Annotated in this window: 32 protein-coding genes and 1 pseudogene; 23 read left to right on the forward strand and 10 right to left on the reverse strand. The window is 34.6% G+C overall.

What is annotated here, in order from left to right:
- Window positions 1–3: 3 nt before the first annotated feature.
- Window positions 4–345, forward strand: a complete 342-nt coding sequence (locus tag MWJ95_RS04160) for a hypothetical protein (RefSeq protein ID WP_249072454.1) — start codon at window positions 4–6, stop codon at window positions 343–345.
- Window positions 346–567: 222 nt separating this feature from the next.
- On the opposite strand, the gene MWJ95_RS04165 is transcribed toward MWJ95_RS04160, so the two are convergent.
- Complete coding sequence (locus MWJ95_RS04165) at window positions 568–1,200, reverse strand: type 1 glutamine amidotransferase family protein (RefSeq protein WP_249072455.1); 633 nt, start codon at window positions 1,198–1,200, stop codon at window positions 568–570.
- A 75-nt stretch (window positions 1,201–1,275) separates the two neighbouring features.
- Window positions 1,276–2,238: a helix-turn-helix transcriptional regulator gene (locus tag MWJ95_RS04170; protein WP_249072456.1), complete on the reverse strand. Its 963-nt coding sequence runs from the start codon at window positions 2,236–2,238 to the stop codon at window positions 1,276–1,278.
- A gap of 634 nt (window positions 2,239–2,872) precedes the next feature.
- Here MWJ95_RS04170 and MWJ95_RS04175 point away from each other — a divergent pair.
- The 4 genes from MWJ95_RS04175 to MWJ95_RS04190 all read left to right on the forward strand — a co-directional run bounded on the left by MWJ95_RS04175 (window position 2,873) and on the right by MWJ95_RS04190 (window position 4,928).
- Window positions 2,873–3,463 carry a YpjP family protein gene (locus MWJ95_RS04175; RefSeq protein WP_249072457.1) on the forward strand — a complete coding sequence of 197 codons (591 nt, stop codon included), beginning with the start codon at window positions 2,873–2,875 and terminating at the stop codon, window positions 3,461–3,463.
- A gap of 445 nt (window positions 3,464–3,908) precedes the next feature.
- Complete coding sequence (locus MWJ95_RS04180; RefSeq protein WP_249072458.1) at window positions 3,909–4,169, forward strand: hypothetical protein; 261 nt, start codon at window positions 3,909–3,911, stop codon at window positions 4,167–4,169.
- Between the two features lie 76 nt (window positions 4,170–4,245).
- Window positions 4,246–4,566, forward strand: a complete 321-nt coding sequence (locus MWJ95_RS04185) for a Holliday junction resolvase RecU (protein ID WP_249072459.1) — start codon at window positions 4,246–4,248, stop codon at window positions 4,564–4,566.
- Between the two features lie 107 nt (window positions 4,567–4,673).
- Entirely contained in the window at window positions 4,674–4,928 is a 255-nt protein-coding gene (locus MWJ95_RS04190) for a hypothetical protein (RefSeq protein ID WP_249104440.1), read from the forward strand.
- A gap of 97 nt (window positions 4,929–5,025) precedes the next feature.
- Here the strand turns inward: MWJ95_RS04190 and MWJ95_RS04195 are convergent, their stop codons facing one another.
- Complete coding sequence (locus MWJ95_RS04195) at window positions 5,026–5,367, reverse strand: ATPase (RefSeq protein WP_249072461.1); 342 nt, start codon at window positions 5,365–5,367, stop codon at window positions 5,026–5,028.
- 271 nt (window positions 5,368–5,638) lie between these two features.
- Window positions 5,639–5,878 (reverse strand): hypothetical protein, encoded by a 240-nt coding sequence (locus MWJ95_RS04200; RefSeq protein WP_249072462.1) that lies wholly within the window; start codon window positions 5,876–5,878, stop codon window positions 5,639–5,641.
- A 144-nt stretch (window positions 5,879–6,022) separates the two neighbouring features.
- Here MWJ95_RS04200 and MWJ95_RS04205 point away from each other — a divergent pair, with 144 nt between their 5' ends.
- Window positions 6,023–6,448, forward strand: coding sequence for a hypothetical protein (locus tag MWJ95_RS04205; protein ID WP_249072463.1), 426 nt, complete (start codon window positions 6,023–6,025; stop codon window positions 6,446–6,448).
- Between the two features lie 86 nt (window positions 6,449–6,534).
- Here the strand turns inward: MWJ95_RS04205 and MWJ95_RS04210 are convergent, their stop codons facing one another.
- Window positions 6,535–6,744, reverse strand: a complete 210-nt coding sequence (locus MWJ95_RS04210; RefSeq protein ID WP_249072464.1) for a hypothetical protein — start codon at window positions 6,742–6,744, stop codon at window positions 6,535–6,537.
- A gap of 83 nt (window positions 6,745–6,827) precedes the next feature.
- Entirely contained in the window at window positions 6,828–7,514 is a 687-nt protein-coding gene (locus tag MWJ95_RS04215) for a hypothetical protein (RefSeq protein WP_249104442.1), read from the reverse strand.
- 584 nt (window positions 7,515–8,098) lie between these two features.
- Here MWJ95_RS04215 and MWJ95_RS04220 point away from each other — a divergent pair.
- From MWJ95_RS04220 to MWJ95_RS04255, 8 genes are all read left to right on the forward strand, one after another.
- Window positions 8,099–9,001 carry a siphovirus ReqiPepy6 Gp37-like family protein gene (locus MWJ95_RS04220; protein WP_349294135.1) on the forward strand — a complete coding sequence of 301 codons (903 nt, stop codon included), beginning with the start codon at window positions 8,099–8,101 and terminating at the stop codon, window positions 8,999–9,001.
- Between the two features lie 96 nt (window positions 9,002–9,097).
- Window positions 9,098–9,382, forward strand: coding sequence for a hypothetical protein (locus MWJ95_RS04225; protein ID WP_249072467.1), 285 nt, complete (start codon window positions 9,098–9,100; stop codon window positions 9,380–9,382).
- Between the two features lie 147 nt (window positions 9,383–9,529).
- Window positions 9,530–9,757: a hemolysin XhlA family protein gene (locus tag MWJ95_RS04230; RefSeq protein ID WP_249072468.1), complete on the forward strand. Its 228-nt coding sequence runs from the start codon at window positions 9,530–9,532 to the stop codon at window positions 9,755–9,757.
- A 30-nt stretch (window positions 9,758–9,787) separates the two neighbouring features.
- Window positions 9,788–10,057 (forward strand): phage holin family protein, encoded by a 270-nt coding sequence (locus tag MWJ95_RS04235; RefSeq protein ID WP_249072469.1) that lies wholly within the window; start codon window positions 9,788–9,790, stop codon window positions 10,055–10,057.
- Window positions 9,987–10,652, forward strand: coding sequence for a GH25 family lysozyme (locus MWJ95_RS04240; RefSeq protein ID WP_249104445.1), 666 nt, complete (start codon window positions 9,987–9,989; stop codon window positions 10,650–10,652). The genes MWJ95_RS04235 and MWJ95_RS04240 overlap by 71 nt, the downstream gene beginning before the upstream one ends.
- A 16-nt stretch (window positions 10,653–10,668) precedes the next feature.
- Window positions 10,669–10,926, forward strand: coding sequence for a hypothetical protein (locus MWJ95_RS04245; RefSeq protein WP_249104447.1), 258 nt, complete (start codon window positions 10,669–10,671; stop codon window positions 10,924–10,926).
- 146 nt (window positions 10,927–11,072) lie between these two features.
- Window positions 11,073–11,621: a hypothetical protein gene (locus MWJ95_RS04250; protein ID WP_249072471.1), complete on the forward strand. Its 549-nt coding sequence runs from the start codon at window positions 11,073–11,075 to the stop codon at window positions 11,619–11,621.
- A 145-nt stretch (window positions 11,622–11,766) separates the two neighbouring features.
- The gene (locus MWJ95_RS04255) at window positions 11,767–11,988 is read left to right on the forward strand and encodes a transcriptional regulator (RefSeq protein WP_249104530.1); all 222 of its coding nucleotides are present in this window, start codon (window positions 11,767–11,769) and stop codon (window positions 11,986–11,988) included.
- Between the two features lie 391 nt (window positions 11,989–12,379).
- Here the strand turns inward: MWJ95_RS04255 and MWJ95_RS24605 are convergent, their stop codons facing one another.
- The gene (locus MWJ95_RS24605) at window positions 12,380–13,384 is read right to left on the reverse strand and encodes a hypothetical protein (protein WP_308221854.1); all 1,005 of its coding nucleotides are present in this window, start codon (window positions 13,382–13,384) and stop codon (window positions 12,380–12,382) included.
- 756 nt (window positions 13,385–14,140) lie between these two features.
- Between MWJ95_RS24605 and MWJ95_RS04270 the strand changes: the two are divergent.
- Both MWJ95_RS04270 and MWJ95_RS04275 read left to right on the forward strand, forming a co-directional pair.
- A pseudogene (locus MWJ95_RS04270) lies at window positions 14,141–14,523 on the forward strand (helicase); the annotation flags it as partial.
- A gap of 404 nt (window positions 14,524–14,927) precedes the next feature.
- Window positions 14,928–16,199 (forward strand): oligosaccharide repeat unit polymerase family protein, encoded by a 1,272-nt coding sequence (locus MWJ95_RS04275; RefSeq protein ID WP_249072474.1) that lies wholly within the window; start codon window positions 14,928–14,930, stop codon window positions 16,197–16,199.
- A 257-nt stretch (window positions 16,200–16,456) separates the two neighbouring features.
- Here MWJ95_RS04275 and MWJ95_RS04280 read toward each other — a convergent pair whose 3' ends face one another.
- Complete coding sequence (locus MWJ95_RS04280; protein WP_249072475.1) at window positions 16,457–17,107, reverse strand: FusB/FusC family EF-G-binding protein; 651 nt, start codon at window positions 17,105–17,107, stop codon at window positions 16,457–16,459.
- Window positions 17,108–17,642: 535 nt separating this feature from the next.
- On the opposite strand from MWJ95_RS04280, the gene MWJ95_RS04285 reads away from it, so the two are divergent.
- The 6 genes from MWJ95_RS04285 to MWJ95_RS04310 all read left to right on the forward strand — a co-directional run bounded on the left by MWJ95_RS04285 (window position 17,643) and on the right by MWJ95_RS04310 (window position 22,488).
- Entirely contained in the window at window positions 17,643–19,454 is a 1,812-nt protein-coding gene (locus tag MWJ95_RS04285; RefSeq protein WP_249104449.1) for a S9 family peptidase, read from the forward strand.
- Between the two features lie 25 nt (window positions 19,455–19,479).
- A complete protein-coding gene (locus tag MWJ95_RS04290) occupies window positions 19,480–20,115 on the forward strand; it encodes a class I SAM-dependent methyltransferase (RefSeq protein ID WP_249104451.1) in 636 nt (211 codons plus the stop codon).
- A 12-nt stretch (window positions 20,116–20,127) separates the two neighbouring features.
- On the forward strand, window positions 20,128–21,099 hold the full coding sequence (locus tag MWJ95_RS04295) for an HD domain-containing protein (RefSeq protein WP_249104452.1): 972 nt from the start codon (window positions 20,128–20,130) through the stop codon (window positions 21,097–21,099).
- Window positions 21,100–21,245: 146 nt separating this feature from the next.
- On the forward strand, window positions 21,246–21,644 hold the full coding sequence (locus MWJ95_RS04300; protein ID WP_249104454.1) for a MarR family winged helix-turn-helix transcriptional regulator: 399 nt from the start codon (window positions 21,246–21,248) through the stop codon (window positions 21,642–21,644).
- A complete protein-coding gene (locus tag MWJ95_RS04305) occupies window positions 21,644–21,991 on the forward strand; it encodes a DUF3147 family protein (protein ID WP_249072480.1) in 348 nt (115 codons plus the stop codon). Before MWJ95_RS04300 ends, MWJ95_RS04305 begins: the two co-directional genes overlap by 1 nt.
- A gap of 11 nt (window positions 21,992–22,002) precedes the next feature.
- On the forward strand, window positions 22,003–22,488 hold the full coding sequence (locus MWJ95_RS04310) for a GNAT family N-acetyltransferase (RefSeq protein WP_249104457.1): 486 nt from the start codon (window positions 22,003–22,005) through the stop codon (window positions 22,486–22,488).
- Between the two features lie 144 nt (window positions 22,489–22,632).
- Here the strand turns inward: MWJ95_RS04310 and MWJ95_RS04315 are convergent, their stop codons facing one another.
- Complete coding sequence (locus MWJ95_RS04315) at window positions 22,633–23,046, reverse strand: hypothetical protein (RefSeq protein ID WP_249104458.1); 414 nt, start codon at window positions 23,044–23,046, stop codon at window positions 22,633–22,635.
- 216 nt (window positions 23,047–23,262) lie between these two features.
- Here MWJ95_RS04315 and MWJ95_RS04320 point away from each other — a divergent pair, with 216 nt between their 5' ends.
- Window positions 23,263–23,739, forward strand: a complete 477-nt coding sequence (locus MWJ95_RS04320; protein ID WP_249072483.1) for a hypothetical protein — start codon at window positions 23,263–23,265, stop codon at window positions 23,737–23,739.
- 65 nt (window positions 23,740–23,804) lie between these two features.
- Here MWJ95_RS04320 and MWJ95_RS04325 read toward each other — a convergent pair whose 3' ends face one another.
- The gene (locus MWJ95_RS04325; protein WP_249072484.1) at window positions 23,805–24,164 is read right to left on the reverse strand and encodes a hypothetical protein; all 360 of its coding nucleotides are present in this window, start codon (window positions 24,162–24,164) and stop codon (window positions 23,805–23,807) included.
- Window positions 24,165–24,212: the final 48 nt, after the last annotated feature.

A 24,212-nucleotide genomic window follows, 5' to 3' on the forward strand; every position in this document is an offset into this window, starting at 1 on the left:
AAAATGGTTTCAATGGAAGATTGGAGTATAAGGTTAACTATTCTTCAAGGAGCTTATGGATATAAAGGTTTTACTGAACAAATTGGCGAGAATATGTATAAAACTGATTTGAAAGGTTTTATAGAAGCAATAGAAAATGCAAAAGAACCGATTGATACTAGTAAAGTTTCAAAATTATCATCCGATCAAATTAAAGTGTTACAAGGTGCTCCAAGTGGTAGTTGGTTGATTCCTTTATTGAATAGAATGGGACGATTAGGGATGATGGATTTACGTGAGGGACTAGTTAATCCTAAAATATTCCAATACACTTCAACAATGAGTGCTTATAAAAGATCCATTTAAGCTATTATTTAAATAAAGAGTGATTAAAAATCCTGTGTTGATATGCAGGATTTTTTTCTTATTCAATAATCGGGCTTTGTGCATTATTTTGCGTTAATATGCATTGTAAAGACCCCAAAAGACTGAAATTTCACAGACTTTTGAGGGCTTAATAGGGTACATATGCAAAATAATATAAATTAATTATTTATAATATAAAACTGCTAAGTTGATTTTTTTTGCTCATCTATTTATTGAATTTATTAACTGGAAAAAGTATTCAGCGTTATGAGTCTTATTTAGGTTATACCATGCGTGTAATGTATCAGGTGCAAATACATCTAATTTTTTCAGTACTTCCATCGTAAATTCCAGAGGTGCCACCCCTGATGCAGTAACCAAGTTCTCACCAGATACTGCAGATCTCATCTCATAAAATTTTTCTCCTTTATAATTAGGACAGACCATTTTAATATACTCTAAGTCATTGCTTGTGTGTTTTCTAGAATCTAAGTATCCCATATTCGCAAGAGCCTCGGTTGCACCGCAAATTGCAGCAACAATAGTACCAAGCTTTAAAGCTTCGCCAATTTTTTTTAAGATAGGTTGATGAATATCTTCTCTCCAAGTAGTCCCTCCAGGTAAGATTAAGAGATCTTTACTCTCAAGTGTACATTCATCAAGGGAAATATCTGGTTGTATGCTCAGTCCTCCCATCGTAGTAATCATTTCTTTATTAGCTCCTACTGTAACTACTTTTAAAGGTTCTAAATCTTTTTTGAAATATCTTCCGGAATTTAGTTCAGCAATTAAATATCCATATTCCCAGTCTGACATTGTATTAAATACATACAGATAAACTTTTTTTGGTTGCATTCAATAACACTCCAATCACAATTAATATAGCCTATTATAAGATAACTTCCCTGACAGTTAACGTCAGTGAAGTTATCATACTTGATGAAATGTTATTAATTCCGACAGAACTTCAGTAAGTCTTTGCTTAAGACTTATTGGCCCAATAATTTGAATAGATTTACCGTACGGCAAAAGTAAATGAGGTACATATGTATGTATCATATCATTATTAAGAAGAAATACTGCTTGAGTTGAAGTCCGTTCTTGTAAATAATGTCCAAAAAACCAATGTTGGCAAATATCCTCCAATGCCCTTGTATTCCCATTAATAACCAAAGGGATAATCTCTTCTTTATCTTCTATAGTTGGAAGGAGATTGTCCATAAAAAAGTCATGTGCTGAAAAATTTTCTGGTCGGTTAAACTTATTTTCAGTTAGCATTAAGCTTTTAATTCGATCTACTCTAAAGCTACGGATATCATTCCTAAGATGACAAAATCCAATCACATACCAATTATTATTCCAATAAATAATTCTGTACGGATCAACTAATCTATATGTTGATTGTTTTTCCCCATTTTTAAGATATAGAATTTTTACAGAGTTTTCGTCAGCTACTGCCTGCTCCAAGTCTTTCAAGTAAGGCTCTGTAGAGAAGGAACTTAATCGATTTATTACTTCAAGATTGGTTAAACGTTGGTTTATCTTTGTTTCCTGTTCTTGATTTGAATATTTACTTAGCTTTGAAATAGCCCTATTTAGTGCTTCACCTCCATAATATCCAGCTTCTTCTGCAAAAATAGCAGCGTGAACTAGTGAAGTTTGCTCCTCAAAATCAAAAAAAAGAGGAGCCTCAATAAAATTGTTCAATAAAGTGTATCCACCATTATGGCCTGTTTCTGAAATTATAGGTACACCACTTGTTGAAAGTGTATCAATATAACGATACACAGTCCTTATGTTTATTTCTAACTTTTCCGAAATTTGTTTTGCAGTAATTTTTTCATTTGAATTAAGCATCCATAGAATTGCTAGTATATTGTCAATTTTAGGCATATAAATCCACCCTTAAATGGAGTTGATTATTTATCATATTAGTTTATTTTCCTTAATTAGTAGTAAGCAATTTTACTGTAGGTATCATTTTGAATTTAACTTATTTCCTTGAATTAGATTATTATGTTTAGTTAGTATAAGTACAATTCTTCACAATCTCACCGCCAATTAGTATTTTATTAGCCCCGATTTGCCCCAACACAGCCTCAACTCTGTGCATTATTTTGCGTTAATATGCATTGTAAAGAAAAATGAAAAACCTCAAAAGACTGAAATTTCACAGGCTTTTGAGGGCTTAATAGGGTACATATGCAAAATAATAAAATTAGTTCGTGAAGCATAAAGATGATAAATAACCTAACATTAATAAAAGTCCAATACCCATTGCGATTTCCATGTTTTGTACCTCCTTTTACCAAAACGACACATTTATCCCGCATACTGCCAGTAAATGCCCAATTAATCTTGGGCAACAGGACGATGGTCATACAAGCGTTTTCACAGGATGTGAAGTTTTTACTTTATACATAAATATTGTACAATGAAATATAGAAATATGGAACCTTTTATAGGCTTGTACGTATATATAAGTAATAGAATTACCAATTTGTACATAAAGAGAAGGTGTTAATTAATGAAGAAATGGGTTCAAAAAAGTATCGTCATAATGGTTGCGTTTTTAACATTTGGATTAATTACGCCAACACATGAAATATGGGAAGCGTTTGATCAAAATCCATCAAATCGTGCTTCTATCGGGCCATCAGGGACAAGCTCTGCAGAAGCGAATGCTCTTCCGATAGAACAAACTGAAATACAACCGGTTGACTATAGTGCGTTGCTTGTTGATGCAGCAAAAGAGCAATCCTATATTAAATTCGGCACAAAAATCGGTCCAAAAATTAGCAATGAGTTTGACTCCATTATTTTCCCGAAAATGGAGGAAGCTATTGCAATGACAGTTGAAGGTTTAGACGATACGTCTTTAGCATCATTAACAATTTCAGAAAAGCCAAGTGGTAACTATGGTGAGAAAATTTTTAATATTACCAACAATGAAACAGGCATGGATTTAATTCGCTTCCATGTCCGCACAGAAAAAAGACCACAAGACGGTTATTTTTACAACTTCCACTACCACAGTGCTGAGGACGACTTTATGGCACACAATAATTTAGGGGATATCTATTGGGAAAAAAACACACCTCCGAAATGGTTATCCTAAAAATTATGAAACACTCGCTTATAATGCGAGTGTTTTTTTGTTCGAAAACATTGATATATCAACGTTTAAAGTAATCAGCTTAGTTGTTAGTTAAAGAAGTTAGTTTAATGGGGGAGTGGAGAGAAAAACGTGTACCCCAAATTCATCATTTTCTAATTTCCTCAGATTCTTCAAATGAACTCAGATTGATAATCTCATCCATAAGATTAGATGAGTGTACTTCATCTTTTTCAAATGAGTGTGCATAAACTTTATAGAAACGCATCATTGATTTAATATGCGAGCGAGAAAATAGTAACGGTGAATGATATTGCAGAAGAACATGGTGTGAAGCCTGAAACGATTCGATTCTATATGTCAGGTGTTTATCAAAGACGTTCGAAAAGTGAAGTAAATAATAGATTACAGCCTATTTAAACTGGAAGATTAGAGGAGGAAAAATAATATGAAATTCTTTGATTTTTACAACCCGTATATCGCATTAATTTTGGCTGAAAATGAGGAACAAGCGAAAGAAAAGTATGTTGAGTGGGTAGCTGATGACGAAGGTGATTTAGAGTTTGATGAAATCGAAAGAGATTATGCAATCGTTAAGTTTAGCCAAGCAAAAGGCGAGGATGGTGAGTTGGTTCCTTTGAATGAAATCCTGGAGCAATTACAGAGTGATCAACCAGAATTGCTGTTGATTGATGGAAGCTTAATTTAACCAAATACACGCTGCTGATAGAACGGCATTAGGTTGTTTTATCAGCAGACTTCTTAGAGAGATAACAGGAGGAAAAATGGCAGTTAAAAACAGATCATACGCCAATCGAGGAGTAACATTCGAGCGTATAATCGATATGGTTAACACTAAATACCGAAATACTGGTGTAGCAGATATTCGTAAAGTACCTACGCCAGTACAAATCACTAAAAGTAAAGGGCGAGCCATTGCTTTTGATGCTAAAGAGACTTCAGGAACTAGTTTCCCATTGCAAAATTTATCACATCACCAATACAGGCTACTAGAATCATGGCACAAAAAAGGCGCTATAAGTCTTTCTGTTGGTGAGTATGAAGAAGTTTGGCGGAACATATCTCTTACCTTTCGGAGTGCTTAAAACGGCGGTAGAAAATCTATTGCCTGGGAAACATTCGAGAATGAGTGTATAGAGGTTAAGTCAAAGGATGGTTATACACTGCATTATCTGGAAGCGTTGGAGGTGTAATGATGAACAGAAAGCCGAAAAAATACATTTTGTTTACTGGAGAAGCTCACGACAAGGTTAAGTTTGAATTTACAACAAAACAGATTGAAATATTCATCACTCTTTGGAATCTTGGCTGTCCAATAAATAAGATAGTTCAAAGGCTTTGTACTAGCCAAGTAAGCGCGGCATTGATTGCTATGGTCCTAGAAATGTCTGGGCGGATTAAGCAAAGGATTGGTGGATTACTAGGTGAACAGAAAGTGGTTAGTTGAAAGATATTGTGCAGAAAGGGAATTGATAAAATACGAAAAGCCTTATAACTGAGTATAAGGCTTCCGCGATTTTAACAGTTAAAATCTGTTTATAAAATTATAGAATCGGAGTTAATTCTGAGTTCACAAATCGTTGGGCAGCGATGATTACACCTGAAGCTGTTCGCCCGTAAACGCTGTATAATCCGCCTGTTTGATTAGGAACAATTTCAACTTCGTACTGAGCTGAGCTAGCTACACTTGGAGTTACAAAAGTAGAAGCATTGGCATTAGCGGCAAAAGGAGTTGTTGATAATAATTGTCTTGTACCGTTAAGTCTAAATACTCTTACTACTCCAGTTAGTAAACCTCCAGTGAGATTGAGAACTTTGATACGAACGCTAGCGGCATTAGCGGGTTGATTTCCTGTGTTTTCAATTGGGCCAGTTGTTAAAGGCATGTAATATTCACCTCCTCATAACTAAAGATGAATAATCTGCAGATTATATTTTCATAGTATGTAGTATTCGGTTACACTCTCTAGTCTAATTGATCAATATCTACAAATAAAAGAAAAATGTGGATTGTTAAGTGGGAAAAATATCAAAAGAAAATCTATAAACAAATGTGATCCTATATATCAAGACATAATATTGTAGTAGAAACACCTAATAAGGTGAGAGCAATATTAGGTAAGTGAACAATATGAGGATTAAACGAAAATAGAGCGATTAAAACATCGCTCTAAAAAATTCACGAAATCCCATATCCATGGGCACAGCCCAGATATAAAAACCAACTAGAACCACACAAACTAAAAGAGGTTTATAAATTATTTTTGGGAGTAGTTTTTCAAAAATTGACGAGAAAACAACGATACAACCAATTACAACAACCATTAACATTAATACTGGCAATATGATAGATAGCACGCTTAATCCACCAAATGCAAAAGCTTTTAATAACTCCATACAATTACCTCATTATGTATTTTATGTAAATTGTAACATAAAAGAAGCCACAGCGTCGTCACACGCTACAGCTCAGAATTGGTTCATGCCCTTTTACGGTTGGTCAGATAAGACATTATACCACAACTTAGGAGGGCAAACCTAATGGGCAAACAAGAGCAAATAAAATTAAATCGTTATCAGTTGGATAAGGCAATCAAGAAGTATCATGACAACATGTGTAAATACATGAGAATGAAGGATGAGCTTGATTCTTTAACGGCTGCTGCATCTACAGCACAATACGGAATTGAAGCAACAATGCCAAAAGCTGTTGGAGGAACAAGTGATCCAGTACATGCACATGTCCAAATCAGAGCTTCGCGAGAGGTTCGCATTAACAAAATCAAAGACGAATTGCTAATGATACAAAATTTAACTGACAAGGTAACTGGCGACATAGAGCAAGAAGTACTTTTCTGGTTGTTAGAAGGCATGCCTTTCCGTTGGATTGGTGCTAAGCTAAATATGAGCCATACAAGCGTACAGAGGGTGCGAGAACGAGTTTTAGATATGATGATAAATAAATGAAAGGGTGATAGATCACCCTTTCATTTATTTATTTAGGAAAAGATCGAAAAGCAATTAATAATCATTATTAAATTGATTAATTATTGTTATTCAGATTCCATAAGTAATGCCTCTACTTCGGACTGGGAAAGAATTTTTGATGATGTAACATGTTGATCATTATAAGATCTATTCTTTCTATTTTTTAATAAAGTAATAATACCTATCAATCCCAAAGTTGTAATAAATAAATAGGTTGCTGGGTGAATGATAACAAAATAGCTATCTTTTAGTTTAGAATCCGTTTTATAAAACACAATAATACCTCCAAAATATTAATTTATTAAAGAGCAATTATAAAAAAACATCCTATATGGATGTTTTTTTATTTTACTATGTTTTACTGAGAGAAGGTACCATCGGGGTTACTTATTGCTCGATTAGATACAGTTGTTGATTTCCCCCCATCATATACTACTGCAGAAATTTCCATCCTTGCATGATATCCGAAATGAGGTACACTTTTCAAACTTGTAACTTTAGTTATTCCATAAGGAACCTTAAATATTGATTGAATTGAAGTACATTTCCTGTAGCACCTGGTAGGATTGAGTATCCTTTGAAATAACCAAATTTGATCAATAGTCGTAAAAGGGATTGAATTATTTACGTGAGCACGAGCTTCGAAACTAGATGTTGTCCGTTTATAATTACTAAAACCAACTGAACCAACAGCCAAAAATCTTGGACTTATTATCGCACTATTATTAAAATTATCTTCTTCTATGTAACCAATATCCTCTAAATTTAATTCAGATAAAATTTCTTTTACATCTACTTTTGCATTTGGATTTTCGATTCTTTTTTCCATTACTTTATCGGCAATTTGACGGAATTCTGCATCTGTTGCAGGACGTACATTTTTTTCAGATTGGTAAAATGCACTATCAGAAAGCAATGCATCAACTTCATCTTTAGAAAGTTCATTAGTGTCTAAAATTGCTGCTGAGGTTAAACTAGGTATTGCTAAAACAACTAAAAAAATTAAACTGATTAAACACATAAATAACTTTTTTGTTTGTGACATAGAAAGTCTCTACTTTAGTAATTATTGTGAACAATTACAAAATTAATATATATATAGATATATTTGTGAATGAAGTCTTATTTTTCTTTCATAAAACATATGTGTTATATATTACCTAAAATATTCGGAATGATTGATTTTAGTTATATAAATATAATAGTGACAAATGTTTCAAATGTTTCAAATGTGACAAGTGTTACAAATGTTCCAGATGTTCCAAACGTATCATTGTGGGTAAGCTGCGATGTAAACTAAAGGGGAGGTCGGACAGGTAAATGTTTCTTCACTTGGTATTTATAAAATACTAAATATTAGGAAAAGACAGACCGACGACCGACCCGCGCCATTCGCATTTTATCACTAAGCATGGACATACTAGGCGAAATTGACAACTACCAGTCCATGTTTTTTAATCGTTCCTGGCATGGTATAGGAGGCATTGAACTACGAATCAACCGTTACAAAAAATACGCAGATACATTGTTAAAAGGTAACCTTATTTTGGTCGGAACAGACTTGAATAAGGTTTTTAGCACCGAGAAATCGAACTTGATGAAAACGGCAAGATAACAGAAAACTGGCTCATTAAAGGTTATGCCCTAAAATCTGTAGTTGCACAGCGTATTACAATGCCACCAGAGCATACGGCTTATGACAATAAATCAGGTAGCTCCGAAACGGTTATGAAGCATTATGTAAATAAAAATATAGTAAATCCTGTAGACAAAAGACGTAAAATACCACAGTTAGTAATTGCAGCTGACGAACAGCGTGGCATTCATATAGATCATTATTCTTCACGTTTTAAAAATGTTGCAGAAGAAATGTCAACTATATCATTAGCTAGCGGATTAGGTTGGGAAGTCACTCTTGATATACGAAATAAACAGTGGGTATTCGATATTGTGGAAGGCCGTAACTTAGTTGCTAGTCAATCTGTTAATCCACCTGTAATTTTCAGTCCACAATTTGAATCACTTAAATCATTACAATATGTACAAAGCGAGCTCAATTATAAAAATGTAGCAATAGTTGCTGGACAGGGTGAAGGTGTAGAAAGAACAGTAATCGAAGTTGCTGGCATTGGAATTGGAACTGGTATCAATCGACATGAGGAATTTATCGACGCACGTGATATTTCAGAAACGGATGATGACGATAATCCATTACCAGAGCAACAAGTCATTCAAGCTTTAACTGATCGTGGGCAACAAAAGCTCGGTGAACTTATGCAAGAGGAATACTTCGAAGGTCAGATATTAACCAATAGCCCTTTTAAGTATCAAAAGGATTATAACCTTGATGATGTTACCACTATTCAAAATAACAGTTGGGGAATAACAATGGATGCTCGTATTACTGATATTAAGGAGATTTATGAGACAGGTGGATTTAGTGTTGAAGCTACATTTGGTAATAACAGACCTACCTTGATTCAAAAGATTAAACAAGAACTGAGTCAGATTAGTGGTGAAGTAAGGCGATAAAACGCAAGCTAAGGCTTAGCATTATTTTTATTATTTATTTAATTTAGGAGGGATTCCTTTCCTTTTGTCGAATTTAGTAAATAGAGGAGTGATTTATTGCTAACCAAAATTAGAAAAGTTAAGTTTGAGCCAGAAAGAAAAAATCCGATGTATAACGTTATTATGGAATGCCCAGATGGGAAGGAGCTATTTGTGAAATTTGATTATACTTATGCAACCAAAAACTTTTGGCCATTAAAAGTAAATTATAATAAAAAAGATTATGGTGCAAAACTTGCATGGTATACAAGAGAAGTTGAAAACATGACTGTTGAATTGTTTTTAGAAACAATTGCAAATAAGATAAATAAAAAATATAACTTTGATTTACTACAAAATTAGTAATAATACATTTTGTTTTATGCCTTCCACAGTGTGGAGGGCTTTTATTATGCGCTGTGAGAGAAATCGAGATGGGCAACGGTACATGTTACTGAATCTCGATGCTTCTCATGGCTTTTTATTTTAGGGCAAAGGATTGGTGATGGCATGGGTGATGAATTGGTTAGAAATATATATGAACGTTTGGGTGGGATTGAGGCAAAGATTGATGATATAAGAGACATTCGTCAAACTGCTGAAAATGCTAAAGATATTGCAGAGGAAGCTTTAGCAAGTACGAAAAGCGCTCATAAGCGATTAGATAAAATCGACAAAGTAATTTGGTGGGTTTCAACAACCATCATTGGATCCGTAATTTTAGCTTTATTAGCTTAAATTATTAAAACAAAATAGGAGGATTTTATTATGGAATTTTTATATGATTACATCATCGAACAGGCGCTTATTGTAGTGCCTGTTTTATTAGTTATCGGACAAGTTTTAAAGAACACACCTAAAGTGCAAGACTGGTTGGTTCCATATATTTTATTACTATTTGGCGTGATATTTACAATTGGAATTATGGGTATCAATATACAAGCTATTGTACAAGGCGTACTAGTAAGTGGAGCAGCTGTATTCACTAATCAATTATACAAACAATACTCTAGTAAAGAAGGTGAACAAAATCGGTAAAATCATTGATATATCACATCACCAAGGAGATATTGATTGGTCGAAAGCTAGTAAAGAAGTTGATCTCGCTATCATCCGCACGCAATACGGTACAAGCACTATTGACCGTAAGTACGTCCGAAATATTGCTGAATGTAAAAAATACAAAGTGCCATATGGTGTGTATATCTATGTGACATTCACCAACAAAGCAACAGCACTAGCGCAAGCAAAAGACTTCTATGAGCGAGCAAAAGGACATAATCCATTGTTTTACGTTGTGGACGTTGAAGAATCTTTTGGAGCAAATTCAAAGAATATCCAGGAAGGTACACAGGCATTTATCGATTATTTAAAAGATAAAGGTGTCAAAGTTGGGCTATACACTGGGCATCATTTTTACAAGCCTTACAAAATGGATACTGTCAAAAATTATGATTTCTTGTGGATTCCACGTTACAGTGGCACAAGTGCTATGGGAAAGAAACCCGACTACGCTTGTGATCTATGGGCAGTATACAGAAAGTGGCTCTGTTGCAGGTATCAAAGGCAACGTGGATTTAAACGTATTGAATGGTACAAAACCATTATCGTGGTTTACCAACAGCAACAATAAAAAGGAGGGCCTAACAGTGAACCAATATAATGAATTGAAAAAGGAAAATAATCAACTAAAAAAAGAACTTGCTGAAATCAAAAAAATATTAGGTGAGAAAGCAAATCTAAAATCTGAATCAGCTGTAGCAGCAACGCATAAAGACGCATGGGATTGGGCTATTAAAGAGAAAATAATCAAAGGTGATGGAGCTGGCACTAATCCGGCCGGTGTTCTAACACGTCAGCAAATGGCAACAATGTTTAAACGTTTTTACGATAAATTTATTAAGTAATACTAATGCCCAGGTACTCAATTAATTTTGAGACTGGGCTTTTCTTGTTTATCCACTTTGTAACTTCTTCTTTAGTAAATTTCCCAAACTTTATTGATAAATTACCATATCCTATTATTATTAGTCTATTTAAAAGGAGTGGTGCAATGATAAAACCTTCTTGTAATTGTGGTTGCGATAAGAAAATAATCCGATTGAATAAAGTATCTTCATGTCCCGTTTGTACCGTTAGTTCTGATCAACTTCTAGTTCCTAATAATTTTACAACAGGAGGAATATGGAGGAATCCAGCAACAGAGACGATTGTTGTCACTCTTCTAAATAAAACAGATACAGCTCAAACAGTAACAGTATCTGTATTAGATTGGCAAAGCTGTGACCAAGCTGAGATGCCGAAGGACGCTTTTTTATGTGGAGAATCCCAACCTTCACTTTTTAATGGAACACCTAAGCCTCTTACATTTAACATACCAGCAAAAAAACTTCTCACCGTTCATGCAACTCCGCAAAATGCTTGGTTACCAAATGACTCTATTTATGAAGTAATTGTGATGTATCCACCTGATCCTATCATTCCATCTTTTTCTCCTGGAGACCCCGTTATCTTTAATACATGGGGGGTTAATAACACCGGAGTACCTCAAGAAGGAAATACAGTATTCCATCATCAATTTCAACGAACTATTTTTATTTAAAAAGTGAGTAGAGTAAACCAAAAGGTTAGAGCTCATTATAGTTGAGTACCTGACTTTTTTTATTTCCAAAATTTTTTCTTGCCAATATGCAAACGTTTGTTCTAAAATGGTTACAAACAAATGTTCTTATTTGGGGAGTGGAATGATGAAAGAACAACTAATAAAAGCGATGCAACGTAACCAATTTCTAAATATGATGTACATGGCTAAAGACGGTCAAGTGTCAAAAAGACGTATCAAAATCATTAAAATTGGTAGTGATTCGTTTCAGGCTTATTGTTTTAATAAACAGGCAAAACGTACATTTATTATTGATAGCGTACTAGTAGTTGTTCCAGTCCTTCACAAGGAGCGAGAGGTTGTATGATAAATGCGGAGCAAAGAAAACTCCATAAATTTGTGGTTTATGATATGGCTATACAATCCTTGCAACGTGATTATAAAGAGATAGAAACATTAAAATGAGTAAAGTATATTTGCCAATCCTTAATAATTTACTAAAGATAATCACTAATGATTATTACAACTCTAAAGGCTGTTGGCCAAAGATAAAATTAGAGTGGTAAAGTGGGAAAAGAAAGACGACTACTTTAGTGATCTCATTGTTACTACAGCCGGAGAAGACATAGTTCTGACATATGCAAATCAAGCCCTTAAAACACAGGTAGAGAAACTACTTTTTAGCCATATAAATGTAGGCACTGATTAATATGGTGCCTATTTTTTATGCAATGAAAAAAGCCACTCATTTGAGTGACCTATTTTTTATTTACTGGTACAACTACTGTTACTTTATCGCCAATAAATCTGTTATCTTTTGAAGTGCTATCAAATACAAATTTCAATTCTTTAACGCCTTCTAAACCTTCTTTTCCTAAATCAAAAATAACTTCACCTTTTTGAATTACTTTGCCAATAAATTCAGATTCGAAATGAGAAATTTCAACAATTGAATTGATTTGACGTTTTGTATCTGTAGTCATTTTAGCTGTATTTGGATGGAAACTTAAAGTATCGTCAGATAAATTTTCTCCTGTGATTGACAATATAAGGACGTTTGTTTCAGCTTCTGTTTCAATCATTCCTGGATCACGTGCAACCAGTTTAGCTGTTTTCATTCCATCAATTGAAAACTCAACATCAGCACTTTTATATTTTTCAGTTGGCGCTTCATATAAATCGGTGATTGTATATGTACCAGCAAAATCATCTTTCACTACATCACCAACATTCGCGACTGTTAAATTGTCTGCTTTATTAGCTTTGTTTCCTTCTTTTATTTCAATGTCAGTAGAACCTGTTACTGCTTTTTCTAGTGAAGCTGCATACTTAGCAAATTCATCATCTTCCATATCACCATTCATTTGAATTAAGAATAGGCCACTTTGATGAGTGTGAGAATAAAACATAGGGCTTGAATTTCCTAATTCATCATAATAAGCTTTTGCTTTTTTTAGACCTTCTTCATTATCAAATAAAAATAATCGACCGCCTGAATCATCACCAAGAGAAGGGATTAAAATTCGTTTACCTTCTTTTCGGATGTTTCCGAATTCATCTTTTGGTAAATCTGAAAAATCACCTAGTTCTAGACCATCATCTTTAAAATGTTTAAGTACATCATCTATTGTTTTAGCCAAAACTTTTTGATGTTCTTCAGTACCATTTTCTTTTGGCTTTTCATTCTTTGCAGAATCACTTCCACAACCAGCCAACCCTAAACTCAATACTAATGCTGCACTAAAAATCAATTTTTTCTTCATTTGTAAATATTCTCCTTTATATGTTCACTTCAAATTGTATCAATTATGGCAAACGTTGTCAGTAATGGTTTAGTACAAAAAAGATTAGATTTCGCTAAAAACACAAATACTAAAGTATGGACATCGGGATATTTCACATTATAGCCAAACGAATTATAAAGAGCTAAACGCATAGGGCATGGATATTGCTATATAGAAAGTACATAAAATTGTTCAGTACCCCAGAAGTACCCCAAAAGAGTATACGAAAATATACGATAATATAAATAGTAAAAAATGAGATACTCTATGAATCGTTGATATTATAGCAATCTATCTATAGGAGAATACACAATATAAAATCATTTGAACTCTGGGAAAAAAATACGCCACCTAAGTGGTTGTCATAAAAGTCAAAAAACACTCGTTTAACTACGAGTGTTTTTTTGTTCGACAATATTGAACTATCAATGTTTATAACGTATAGAGTTGTCTCGGAAATGGAGGGAGAAGAAAAACGAGTGCTCCCGAAATTGAACAGTACTGATAAAGCTAAAATTGTCGGTTCATGCGCTTACCCGGGAAATTATTTCTTATTTCCTAACCTGAAAAAGCTGTTGGTAAGGCAGATAAAAAATATTATGGTGTTTGATGCTATAGGGTTTTTGTAAATACTCTATGATTAATAATTTGATTATTACGTAAAAAGGAGAGGCGAGAGCAATTCGCTAATTAGAGTCTATACAACATTTTGGAATGATCATAGTGGGTTGAGGAAGCCTACAGACCGTTGAACTAACTGTTGCAGACCTGGGCTTTCCTGAAGGAGCTAATATGGCTCGAATCTTTGAAAGAGCTAGGGAACTTGGTTTGGCATTGTGCCCACTAGAGTTGGGACCTCGCCTAAGACTAGAGTACCTGGGTCAGCTTGAGGGTTATTCATGCAATTCTTTACAGCAACAACAAGCTCCATCAAGCTCCATCACAATAACATCGGAGATACTAACTGAAGATGATGAGTTTCCAAGAGGATTCTACCTAAGACAATTAACGGTGTTTTGTGGCTTCGTGGATACTGTGCTGATCAGCTACACATTTGGTACCCTAATGATCATTTTATCTTTTATCAAAAAACACTACAGGACAAGTTAAGAGCTTGAAAATATGAATATGCTGAATACAGGTTGTGAAATGGCGTTGAATGTTCTTTATTTATACCATTGCGGGAAATAAACCTTACAATATTCCCTGATGGATCTTCAAGATACATTGAATAATCCGCCTTAATTTTCAAAAAGAGCCTGATTTTCTAATTCACCTGTCACTTTATTTTCGCTAGCTAACTTTCCAAAATAAAAACGAGTATTACTAGCAAAAATAGCTAAATATTAGTGGTTGGAGAAGAATTAAGCAAAGCTCAGAGATATTTTCTAATTTTATGGTTGAAAGAGAATTTAAGTGTATATTTTAAATAATCTATTAATATGTTATACTATTTTTGCTTTACAAAATTGGAAATTTATTAAAAGTTTGGAGGAGTAAGTATTTTGGGGTGTAAAAAGCTATGAAACAATTTTTTAGAAAACTAAATAAAATCGATACGTTTTCGCCGTATTTCTTTTTACCATTTATTTTACTGCTATATTTCTTTACGAGCATGTTTGATTGGCATAGGTTTGAAATGTTCAATATACGTGTTTCTATTTGGCCAGCAGTGATTTTAGCGATTATTTGCTATTACATAGGGGTTTACGTTATAGATAAGATGAAATGGACAATCCCTTCATTTGGCCTTTCTTTTTTAGGTAAATATGTGATTCATTTTATTGTGTTTCTCACATTACTTGGTTTAAGTGCCTACATACTAATGGTTTTTGGAAGCGGCCTTGGCATTTCGGATGAGTCCAATCGTCGAAATCTAAATCCAAAGTTGAACTTCTTTAGTCAATTACTATGGTTTGGCGCATTATTGCTATTATCATATAAAATGATTTTGGAAGAACGTTTGACATGGAAAAAAGCATTCATCTACGGTGCTATTTATGCAGTAGTTATGTCTTTATTTGTGCTAGTAGCCTATCGCACGCCGTTAATAATTATGCTATTTACGGCAATTATCATTATCCACTACGTCGTAAAGCGAGTGAAATTAACATGGTTTTTAACTACGCTGTTAGTTATTGGTGTAGCTTTCTCTATGTTTAGTTTTATTCGTGTGTTAACGGAGGATAGGTCATTAGAATTCAATAACCGAGATCAGCCTGATGTAGAGCTAACGGAAGATGCGAGAGACAAGCTGTTAACGGCTGAACAAAAAGTAAACCAAACGCCGTTATGGATTCGTGCACTAAATGAAGAAAGTGTAACAGGACATATTGTGTTAAGTACAATTATGGAATATACACAGGAGAACGGTTATTTAAACGGTGAAATCCATAAAGGTGTCTTTAGTACGATATTACCTGGTGAGCAAATTTCACCTCGTATGAGGGTAACGGAAGTTGTCAATTCCGTGAGTGTGGAGAAGGGAAAAGTGATTACACGTGGAAATCGCACAACCACACCAACCTTTATCGGTCAATTATTTTTAGATGGTGGCTATTTATTAGTCGCAATTGGCTTCTTTTTATACGGTGTTTTAATTTCGCTTATTTATAATAAAGTGAAACAGGCGGGCATTCGTAGTTTCCATTCTGTCGCCTATGCATTTACCATTACACTATTTACAGTGTCTATGCATACTGGTTTCCTCGATTTAATCTTTATTTTAATGCTTGGCTTTGTCATCATTGCATCGTCGATTATGAAAAGGGATCGTGGACAAATTCGAATTTAAAGAAAAGAATATTCAAGTATGTATGGTTTTGCTATTTTACCAATATTACTTTTTTACATTTTGCCGATAGCTTTTGTCATTTGGTTTACGTTTTCAATGGTGAAGCTGCAAAGAGAGCGCAATGAAATTTTGAAGGAAATTGTAAATGAAATGAAAAATGAGAGAGAGCTTTTCCTATCCCTCAATAATTGTACAAAAGAACGATTGGTGAAAAATAAAAATCAGTGGGAATGAAGAATACCCCACTGATTTTTATTTTATTGAGTGATGCTATTGAAAAACTGTTTTGTCTTTTCGATATCTGTTACATGCTTATTGCATGTTTGGCTATCTGCGCAAATGTAATTACTATGACTGGTATACGTTCCAACGACTTGCCCTTTTATGGAAGTTGTATAAAAGCCAACATCGGAATGCCTGTTACAAATTGCACATATTCCTTTAATTATATTATTTGAGAAAGTTCCTTTAATGGCTTTTAGCTGTTCATCTTGTTCCAGTACGACATATTTTCGATGTGTCCCAGGGTCATCCCAAGCTAAATAACAGATCTGTTGAAAATCTATTTCTTCAAGCTTTGGTAGCTTGAGTTTTTTTTCCTTTTTAAACAGGCTCTTTAGTGTGCTTGCAGTGACTGTTTTGAACGGGATGACATATGGTTTTAATTGCTCTAAATATGCTTCACCCTGTGCGCGATCCGTGACTTTAAAAAGTTGTTCAATTAACTGAGCTTCCGCAGTGGACAGCGCTAACTTTGCCATAATTTCGCTTTCAACAATACCGCGTACGGCTAGGATAACGTTTTTATCTTTTGTTGTTGCGAGTGTTTGTATGATTTTATTCATTTGCTGCTCAAGTAAATGATAGTTTGCGACCGTTAGAAACGGCTGAATTGTTTGTTTTTCCATTTGAATTCACTCCAGTATAGTAGGCTTTTATTAAGATTTATGGCCTATAGAGATCCTTCAATGTTGTTATTTCGTTAACTTTTCTAGACCTCTTTGACCTGTAAAGTGTTGGGTCTAGAGCAAGCATTACAAAAGAATGCGTCCATTTCGATTCCTCCTTGAAAAGAAAACTATCCTTATTATAGCATTTTTTAGGAATTAAATAAAGTTAGAAAGATTCAGATATTTACAATAAATAAATGGTATACTTGTTTATATTAGGATATTCGCTATAGCGTCGGCTTGATTTCCATTTTGACTGTGCGATCCTGGATCATTTGTTAAGCCTCCGTTGGAAAGGGATTGTACTAACAAGAAGTATTTAGTGCGAAATATAGTGTTATTCGGAATCACCGTTTTTTAGGTGTTATTCGAATGACGTGAAATTGGAATTTAGATATCATTATGCCTCAAAAAATTTTTCATAAGTGATTAACACCTTTAATACAATTAAAAGTATTTTTCAAAGAAAATTTTTTAGAAAAGAGGAAGGTCTATGATTCAGTTTGAAAAGATGAACACAAAGCATTTTTTACAAAGTTTAACAGTGAGTGATTTTGCGATTAGTCCTGATGAAAAGCAGATGGTATTAAGTACGAATTTTAATGGATATTTTAATTTATGGGGAATGGATTTAGAGAAAAAATTCCCATATCAAATGACGTTTAATAATCAAACTTCAAATTTTATAAAATATTCGAAAACAGGTGAATTTATTTTAGCTGGATTTGATAAAGACGGTGATGAAAATAGTCAAATTTACGCAATTTCACCTGAGGGAGGAAGTCTAGTACCAATTCGCTATAAAGAGGGAGAACGTCATTTTTACTCATATTTGACTGAGGATGGTAGACATCTTTATTACTCAACTACAGCTGGAAATTCCACGTATTTAAATAGTTTTGTTTATGACATTGAGAGTGAAGAGGAACAGCTACTGATAGAGGGGAGTATTGCACCAACTTTTATCGATGCAGTGAGCCTAGAGGAAAAAACGTTTGTCTATATTAAACAGTTTGGGAATACGCATTCCTTAGCGTATGTACAAATTGATGGTGAGGAAGTATTACTTACACCATTAACGGATAAGCAGCATACAGTTTCAGATATCGTGTATACTTCTGAAACGGAAATTTATTTTTTAACAGATTACGATGACGATTTTAGCTACTTGGCAAAATTCGATATTCAAACAAAGCAATTTACAAAGTTGCTTCAAATTGAAAAAGAAAACTTTTCAAGTATTTATTATTCGAAAGAAGAGCATGCACTATATATTGTTGGTTCCTATGGAGTAGAGGATCGGCTTTATCGTTATACAATTGCCGATGGAAAAAATGAAAAACTCGAAACACCTGTTGATATTATTGAGAAAATGATGATTATGCCAAGCGGACATTTATATTTGCTTGGGAAATCTGCTACGAAGCCAAATAATATTTTTGTTTCAAAGGAAATGGGAAGTTCTTGGTTGGAGTTAACTCACTATAGAGTACCGGGTGTTCGAGACGAGGATTTGGTGGAACCCGAAGTGCTACGTTATCCATCGTTTGATGGTTTAGAAATTGAGGCACTCTTATTTAAGGCGAAGGAAGAAAATTCGAATGGCCATGTTATTTTATGGCCCCATGGTGGTCCACAAGCCCTTGAACGCAAATCATTTCGACCGATGTTCCAATTGCTAGTTACCCAGGGATACTCTATTTTTGCACCAAACTTTAGAGGCTCATCGAACTACGGTCTAGACTTTATGAAAATGGTTGAGGGCGATTGGGGTTATGGTCCACGCCTTGATAATATTACTGGGGTTGATTGGCTTATTGAGAATGGCTATGCCGATCGTGATAAAATGCTGCTTTTAGGCGGCAGTTATGGCGGTTATATGGCACTGCTATTACATGGTCGCCATGCAAATTATTTTAAAGCGGTTGTCGATATTTTTGGACCAAGTAATTTATTTTCATTTATCGAGTCTGTTCCGGATTTTTGGGTGCCATTTATGAAGCAGTGGGTGGGAGACCCTGTAAAGGATAAGGAAAGATTAACGGCGGATTCGCCAATTACGTATTTAGATGGTATGACGAAACCTATGTTAGTCATTCAAGGGGCGAACGATCCACGTGTTGTGCAAAAGGAATCTGACCAAATCGTTGCTGCTTTAAAGGACAAGGGGCGAGAAGTGGAATATATTGTGCTAGAAGATGAGGGACATGGATTCACGAAAAAGGCCAATGAAATTTACGTGTATGAGAAAATACTTGAATTCTTTACTACACATATTAATCAACTAGAAATTCCAAAAGCTTAAACGTTTGAAAATATAGGAGGATTTTATGTCACTAAATCAACAAGGATTTAATTTATGGGCTGATGGTTATGATAAAACGGTTCAGCTAAGTGAAGAAAGCAATCAATATCCATTTGCAGGATATAAAGCAATATTAAATACAATTTTTAATGAGGTTATGGCCATTCCGAAATCCACTGTATTAGACATTGGATTTGGCACAGGGGTGTTAACGTCAAAGCTTTATGACAATGGCCATTTTATCAATGGCCTCGATTTCTCCTCGAAAATGATCGAAATCGCTCAAGAAAAAATGCCTGATGCAAACTTAATAGAGTGGGATTTATCAAAGGGGCTGCCAACAGAGTTCCTTCATCAAAAATATGACGCGATTATAAGCACCTATGCGCTGCATCATTTTACTGATGAAATGAAAGTACAATACATTACGGAATTATTGCAGCAACTCACACCTGCAGGCAAAATTTTTATTGGCGACATCGCCTTTGAAACAAGAGCGCAGCTTGAAAAATGTCGTCAAGACAGTATTGATTATTGGGATGATGATGAATTTTACTTTGTCCATGAGGAAATTAGCACCTTATTACAAGGAGTATGCCAATTAGAATTTTACCCGATCTCACATTGTGGTGGAGTTTTTGTACTTTCGAATCTTGTTTAGGAAGATGATTACATGATTATTTCTGATGTATTATACGGTGAATACGAGATAGATGAAGTGTTAACGGAACTTATTTTGAGTAAACCGATGCAAAGGTTAAAGGGTATTCATCAAGGTGGGGCAAGTTATCTTGTAAATAGCAAGTGGAATGTAACACGTTATGAGCATTCGGTAGGTGTCATGCTGGTCATTAAACAACTAGGTGGCTCTTTAGAGGAGCAAATTGCTGGATTATTGCATGATGTTTCGCATACAGCTTTTTCACATGTCATTGATTTTGTTCTTGAGAATAAAGCTGAAGACTATCATGAAGAAATATTAATGAATGTCATTATGAATTCTGAAATTCCTCTTATTCTTAAAAAGTATAATTTTGATTATGAACATTTACTTTCTAATACTACGACTTGGGATTTACTTGAACAACCAGCTCCTCATTTATGTGCAGATCGAGTAGATTATACTTTAAGAGATATGTACACATATGGGCGAGCATCCCTAGAAGAAATACAAATTTTTTTAAATGATATCATTGTTCATCAAGGGAAGATGTGTCTTAAAAGCATCGAAAGTGCAGAATGGTTTGTGAAAACATATTATCAAGAAGTACTTGATTTCTTTATGGATCCATTAAATATTTATGCCTATCATAAACTATCACAAACGCTAAAGGTAGCATTAGATAAAAAGATTATTACACTTGCAGATTTTCTTAAGGAAGATGAAGAACTAATTGCGCTGATGAAATCTTCAAATGATAGGCAAGTGCAAAGTCTTTTAAAACAGCTTCATCCTCATATTAACGTGAGGGTGGACCAAACAGAATTTGATATTCATCAAAAGGGTAAAACTAGACTTATCGATCCTTTGCTTTACTTTGAGAATCGATTAATAAGGGCAAGCGAATTATCTGAAGATGTTAGAAAAATGAATGCAGTTGCTGAAGGAAAATTTCAACAAGGAGCGTTTGTGAAAATTCTTTAAATTTCTCGATAAAACGATGAAAGGGGCTGACAATTGTCAGCCTTTTCATCTTTCTACTGAAAGTATGAAATTTAAAATATTTCTTTTAATATATCTGTGATTACGATATAATCGTAAAAGACGATATATACAAAGGGGTAATTTTTATGATAAAAGATTTAAATAACTATTTTACATCGATTTATTACCAACTACATCCAACGCACGAAGTGGCAATTTCGCATCAAAGTGTGCGTATATTACAGATGATTCAAAAGGAAGACGATGTAACTGTACGCGATATTGCAGAGTTACTAAATATTTCTCAAAATACGGCGTCTGAACATATAAAAAAGCTAGAGCGAAGTGGTTGGGTGAAAAAGGAGCGGGCCATCGAAGATCAGCGCAAAGTACATCTTTATCTGACAGCTGAAGGGTTTCATATCTTAAAGAAAAACACAGAGTTAGATGATGAAAAACTACAGCATGCACTAAACAAGCTTTCAGGAGAAGAGCAAGAATCGATTTTACAAGCATTTCGTCTTTTAAGCGAGGTGGCTAAATAATGTATACATTTGTAAAAATTCTTTGCTCGGCAGCCGTTATTGGTATCGTGACAGAGGTTGCTAGAAGGTTTCCTACATACGGTGGTATTATTGCAGCATTACCACTTGTCAGTATTTTAAGCATCATTTGGCTTACTGTGCAAAGTGAACCTAGTGAGCATATTCAGCGCTTTACGGTTGGTGTAATTGTTGGACTACCAGCTACAATGTTTATGCTATTTGTTATTTATATGGCGATGAAATCATCGATCCATATCGTGTTTGCCATTGGACTAGGCATTGCTTCGTGGGCAGTATTTCTAGGTGTTCAAAAAGCTATTACTAGTATTTTTCATATCTCAGTTTAGGAGGAAAATAGATGACAGTAATTCCTATTCAACAATTACCACAAAATGAGATGTTGCAGTTTTTTAAGGAGCATTGGGGAAGTACAGAAATGGTTATTTCCAGTGGGATTTATGACTGTAGTCAATTAGATGGCTTCGCATATATGGATGAACAGAACAAAATATTAGGTCTCGTTACGTATATCATTCGTCCTGAAGAATGTGAAATTATTTCCCTCGACAGTATTGTAGAAGGAATAGGGATTGGTTCATTACTTGTACAAGCAGTTGAACGACATGCATTGGAACAAAGCTGTAAGATGATTTCCCTCATTACGACAAATGATAATTTACACGCGTTAAAATTTTATCAAAAACGAGGTTACCATTTAGTCGAAATCATACAAAACGCAGTCGATCAAGCAAGAACATATAAACCTGAAATTCCTTTAATCGGCAATGACGGGATTCCAATACGTGATGAAATAAGATTAGCAAAGCAATCTGGCTTATCATGAGTCAGGTTGTTTTTTTGCATTAAAGAGAAGCGCAAAGCGAAGAAAAAGCCTCAGTAGAACTTGAAGCGGTGGATAGCCCCTTCGGAAAGATGGATAGAACGTCCAAAGTCGTGGATTAACCTCCGGAAAGATGGATAGAACACCTTAAGTGTGGATAGACCCTTTGAAATGATGGATAGAACACCAAAAATCGTGGATAGACCCTTCTGAATGATGGATAGAACATCCAAAATCGTGGATAGACCACGGAATGATGGATAAAACGTCCCAAATCGTGGATAGACCCTCTGGAATGATGGATAGAACGTCCCAAATCGTGGATAGACCACGGAAAGATGGATAAAACGTCCAAAATCGTGGATAGACCCTCTGGAATGATGGATAGAACGTCCCAAATCGTGGATAGACCACGGAATGATGGATAAAACGTCCCAAATCGTGGATAGACCCTCTGGAATGATGGATAGAACGTCCAAAATCGTGGGTAGACCACGGAATGATGGATAGAACGCCAAAAATCGTGGATAGATCCTCTGGAAAGATGGATAGAACGTCCAAAATCATGGATAGCCTCTCTGAAATGATGGATAGAACACCAAAAATCGTGGATAGACTTTCTAGAATGATCGATGAACGTACCAAAACGTGGTTAGAGTCTCTGAATTGATGAATAGACCCTCACGAGCTACGGAAAGAACCACTGTTTATTTTCGAGGTTTCATCACTTACGATTTCTCGCTATACTTGATAGGTAGCAAGAAAGTGAGGAAAGAAATGAAAAAATTACTATTTGTTTTATTATTTAGTGTTCTAGTAGTGGGAGCGGCCTTTATCATTTATTTAAAAAGCAATCCACCACTTGTCATGAATAGCTATACAAATCCTACAGATGATTCAACTATAAGAATCGTGGAAATAGAGAATAAGGGCCTGCGTGACATAAAGCTTCAGCAAATACTCGTCAATGATAAAGTGCCTGAAAAAGTCGAGCTGGTTGTGAGTAAGGCTGAACCGTTTGAGGCAGAAACGAAGCTAGTTGGTAATCCGAATATTACGTATCATAAGTTAAGGCAAATAAACATTTTGCCTAGTCCATACATAGATCGCCAGGCTATCGGAAAGCAACCTCAGCATTATGCAGTCAAGGTTGAAGCACCTACTATTAAAAAAATAACGATTAAGTACGAATATTTAAAAATGCCATTTACTTTAACAGCTGAGTTACAAGCTAGTACTAAAGTGAAACTATAATTAGCGAGACTTCCTATAAAAGTGCGAGAAATCAATGTATATGGATTTCTCGCACTTTTTAGGTTTTAATCTGTTTTATCACTTTTGTTTTTTAGTTGTAAATTGCCTTTATTAAACATAACAAGTCCATTAAAACGCTCATAAATAACATATAACGGATATAACACGACAAGCGTTACGAGATAAGGAGGTATTTTTTCAATAACGGGGAGTATGCCTGATAGATAAGATATCAATGTTTTTGTTAAGAAAATAAGTAACGGAATTGCTACAATCAAACCAATTAAAAGAAGAGGGGTTACCTTTGTTTCTTTTAATTTAGCGTAGCAGTATGGACATTTCATCGTAAATGGTGATGAAAAATCCTCAAAGTCATCAAGGGTTATCGCTTCTTGACAATTTGGACAAGGTATAAATGTTCTCATAATAAATCTCCTAAAAATAAAATTCACTTAAGTATAGGTGAATTTTAT

This window comes from Lysinibacillus sp. Bpr_S20 (assembly GCF_023337835.1).
Lineage (GTDB): Bacteria > Bacillota > Bacilli > Bacillales_A > Planococcaceae > Lysinibacillus.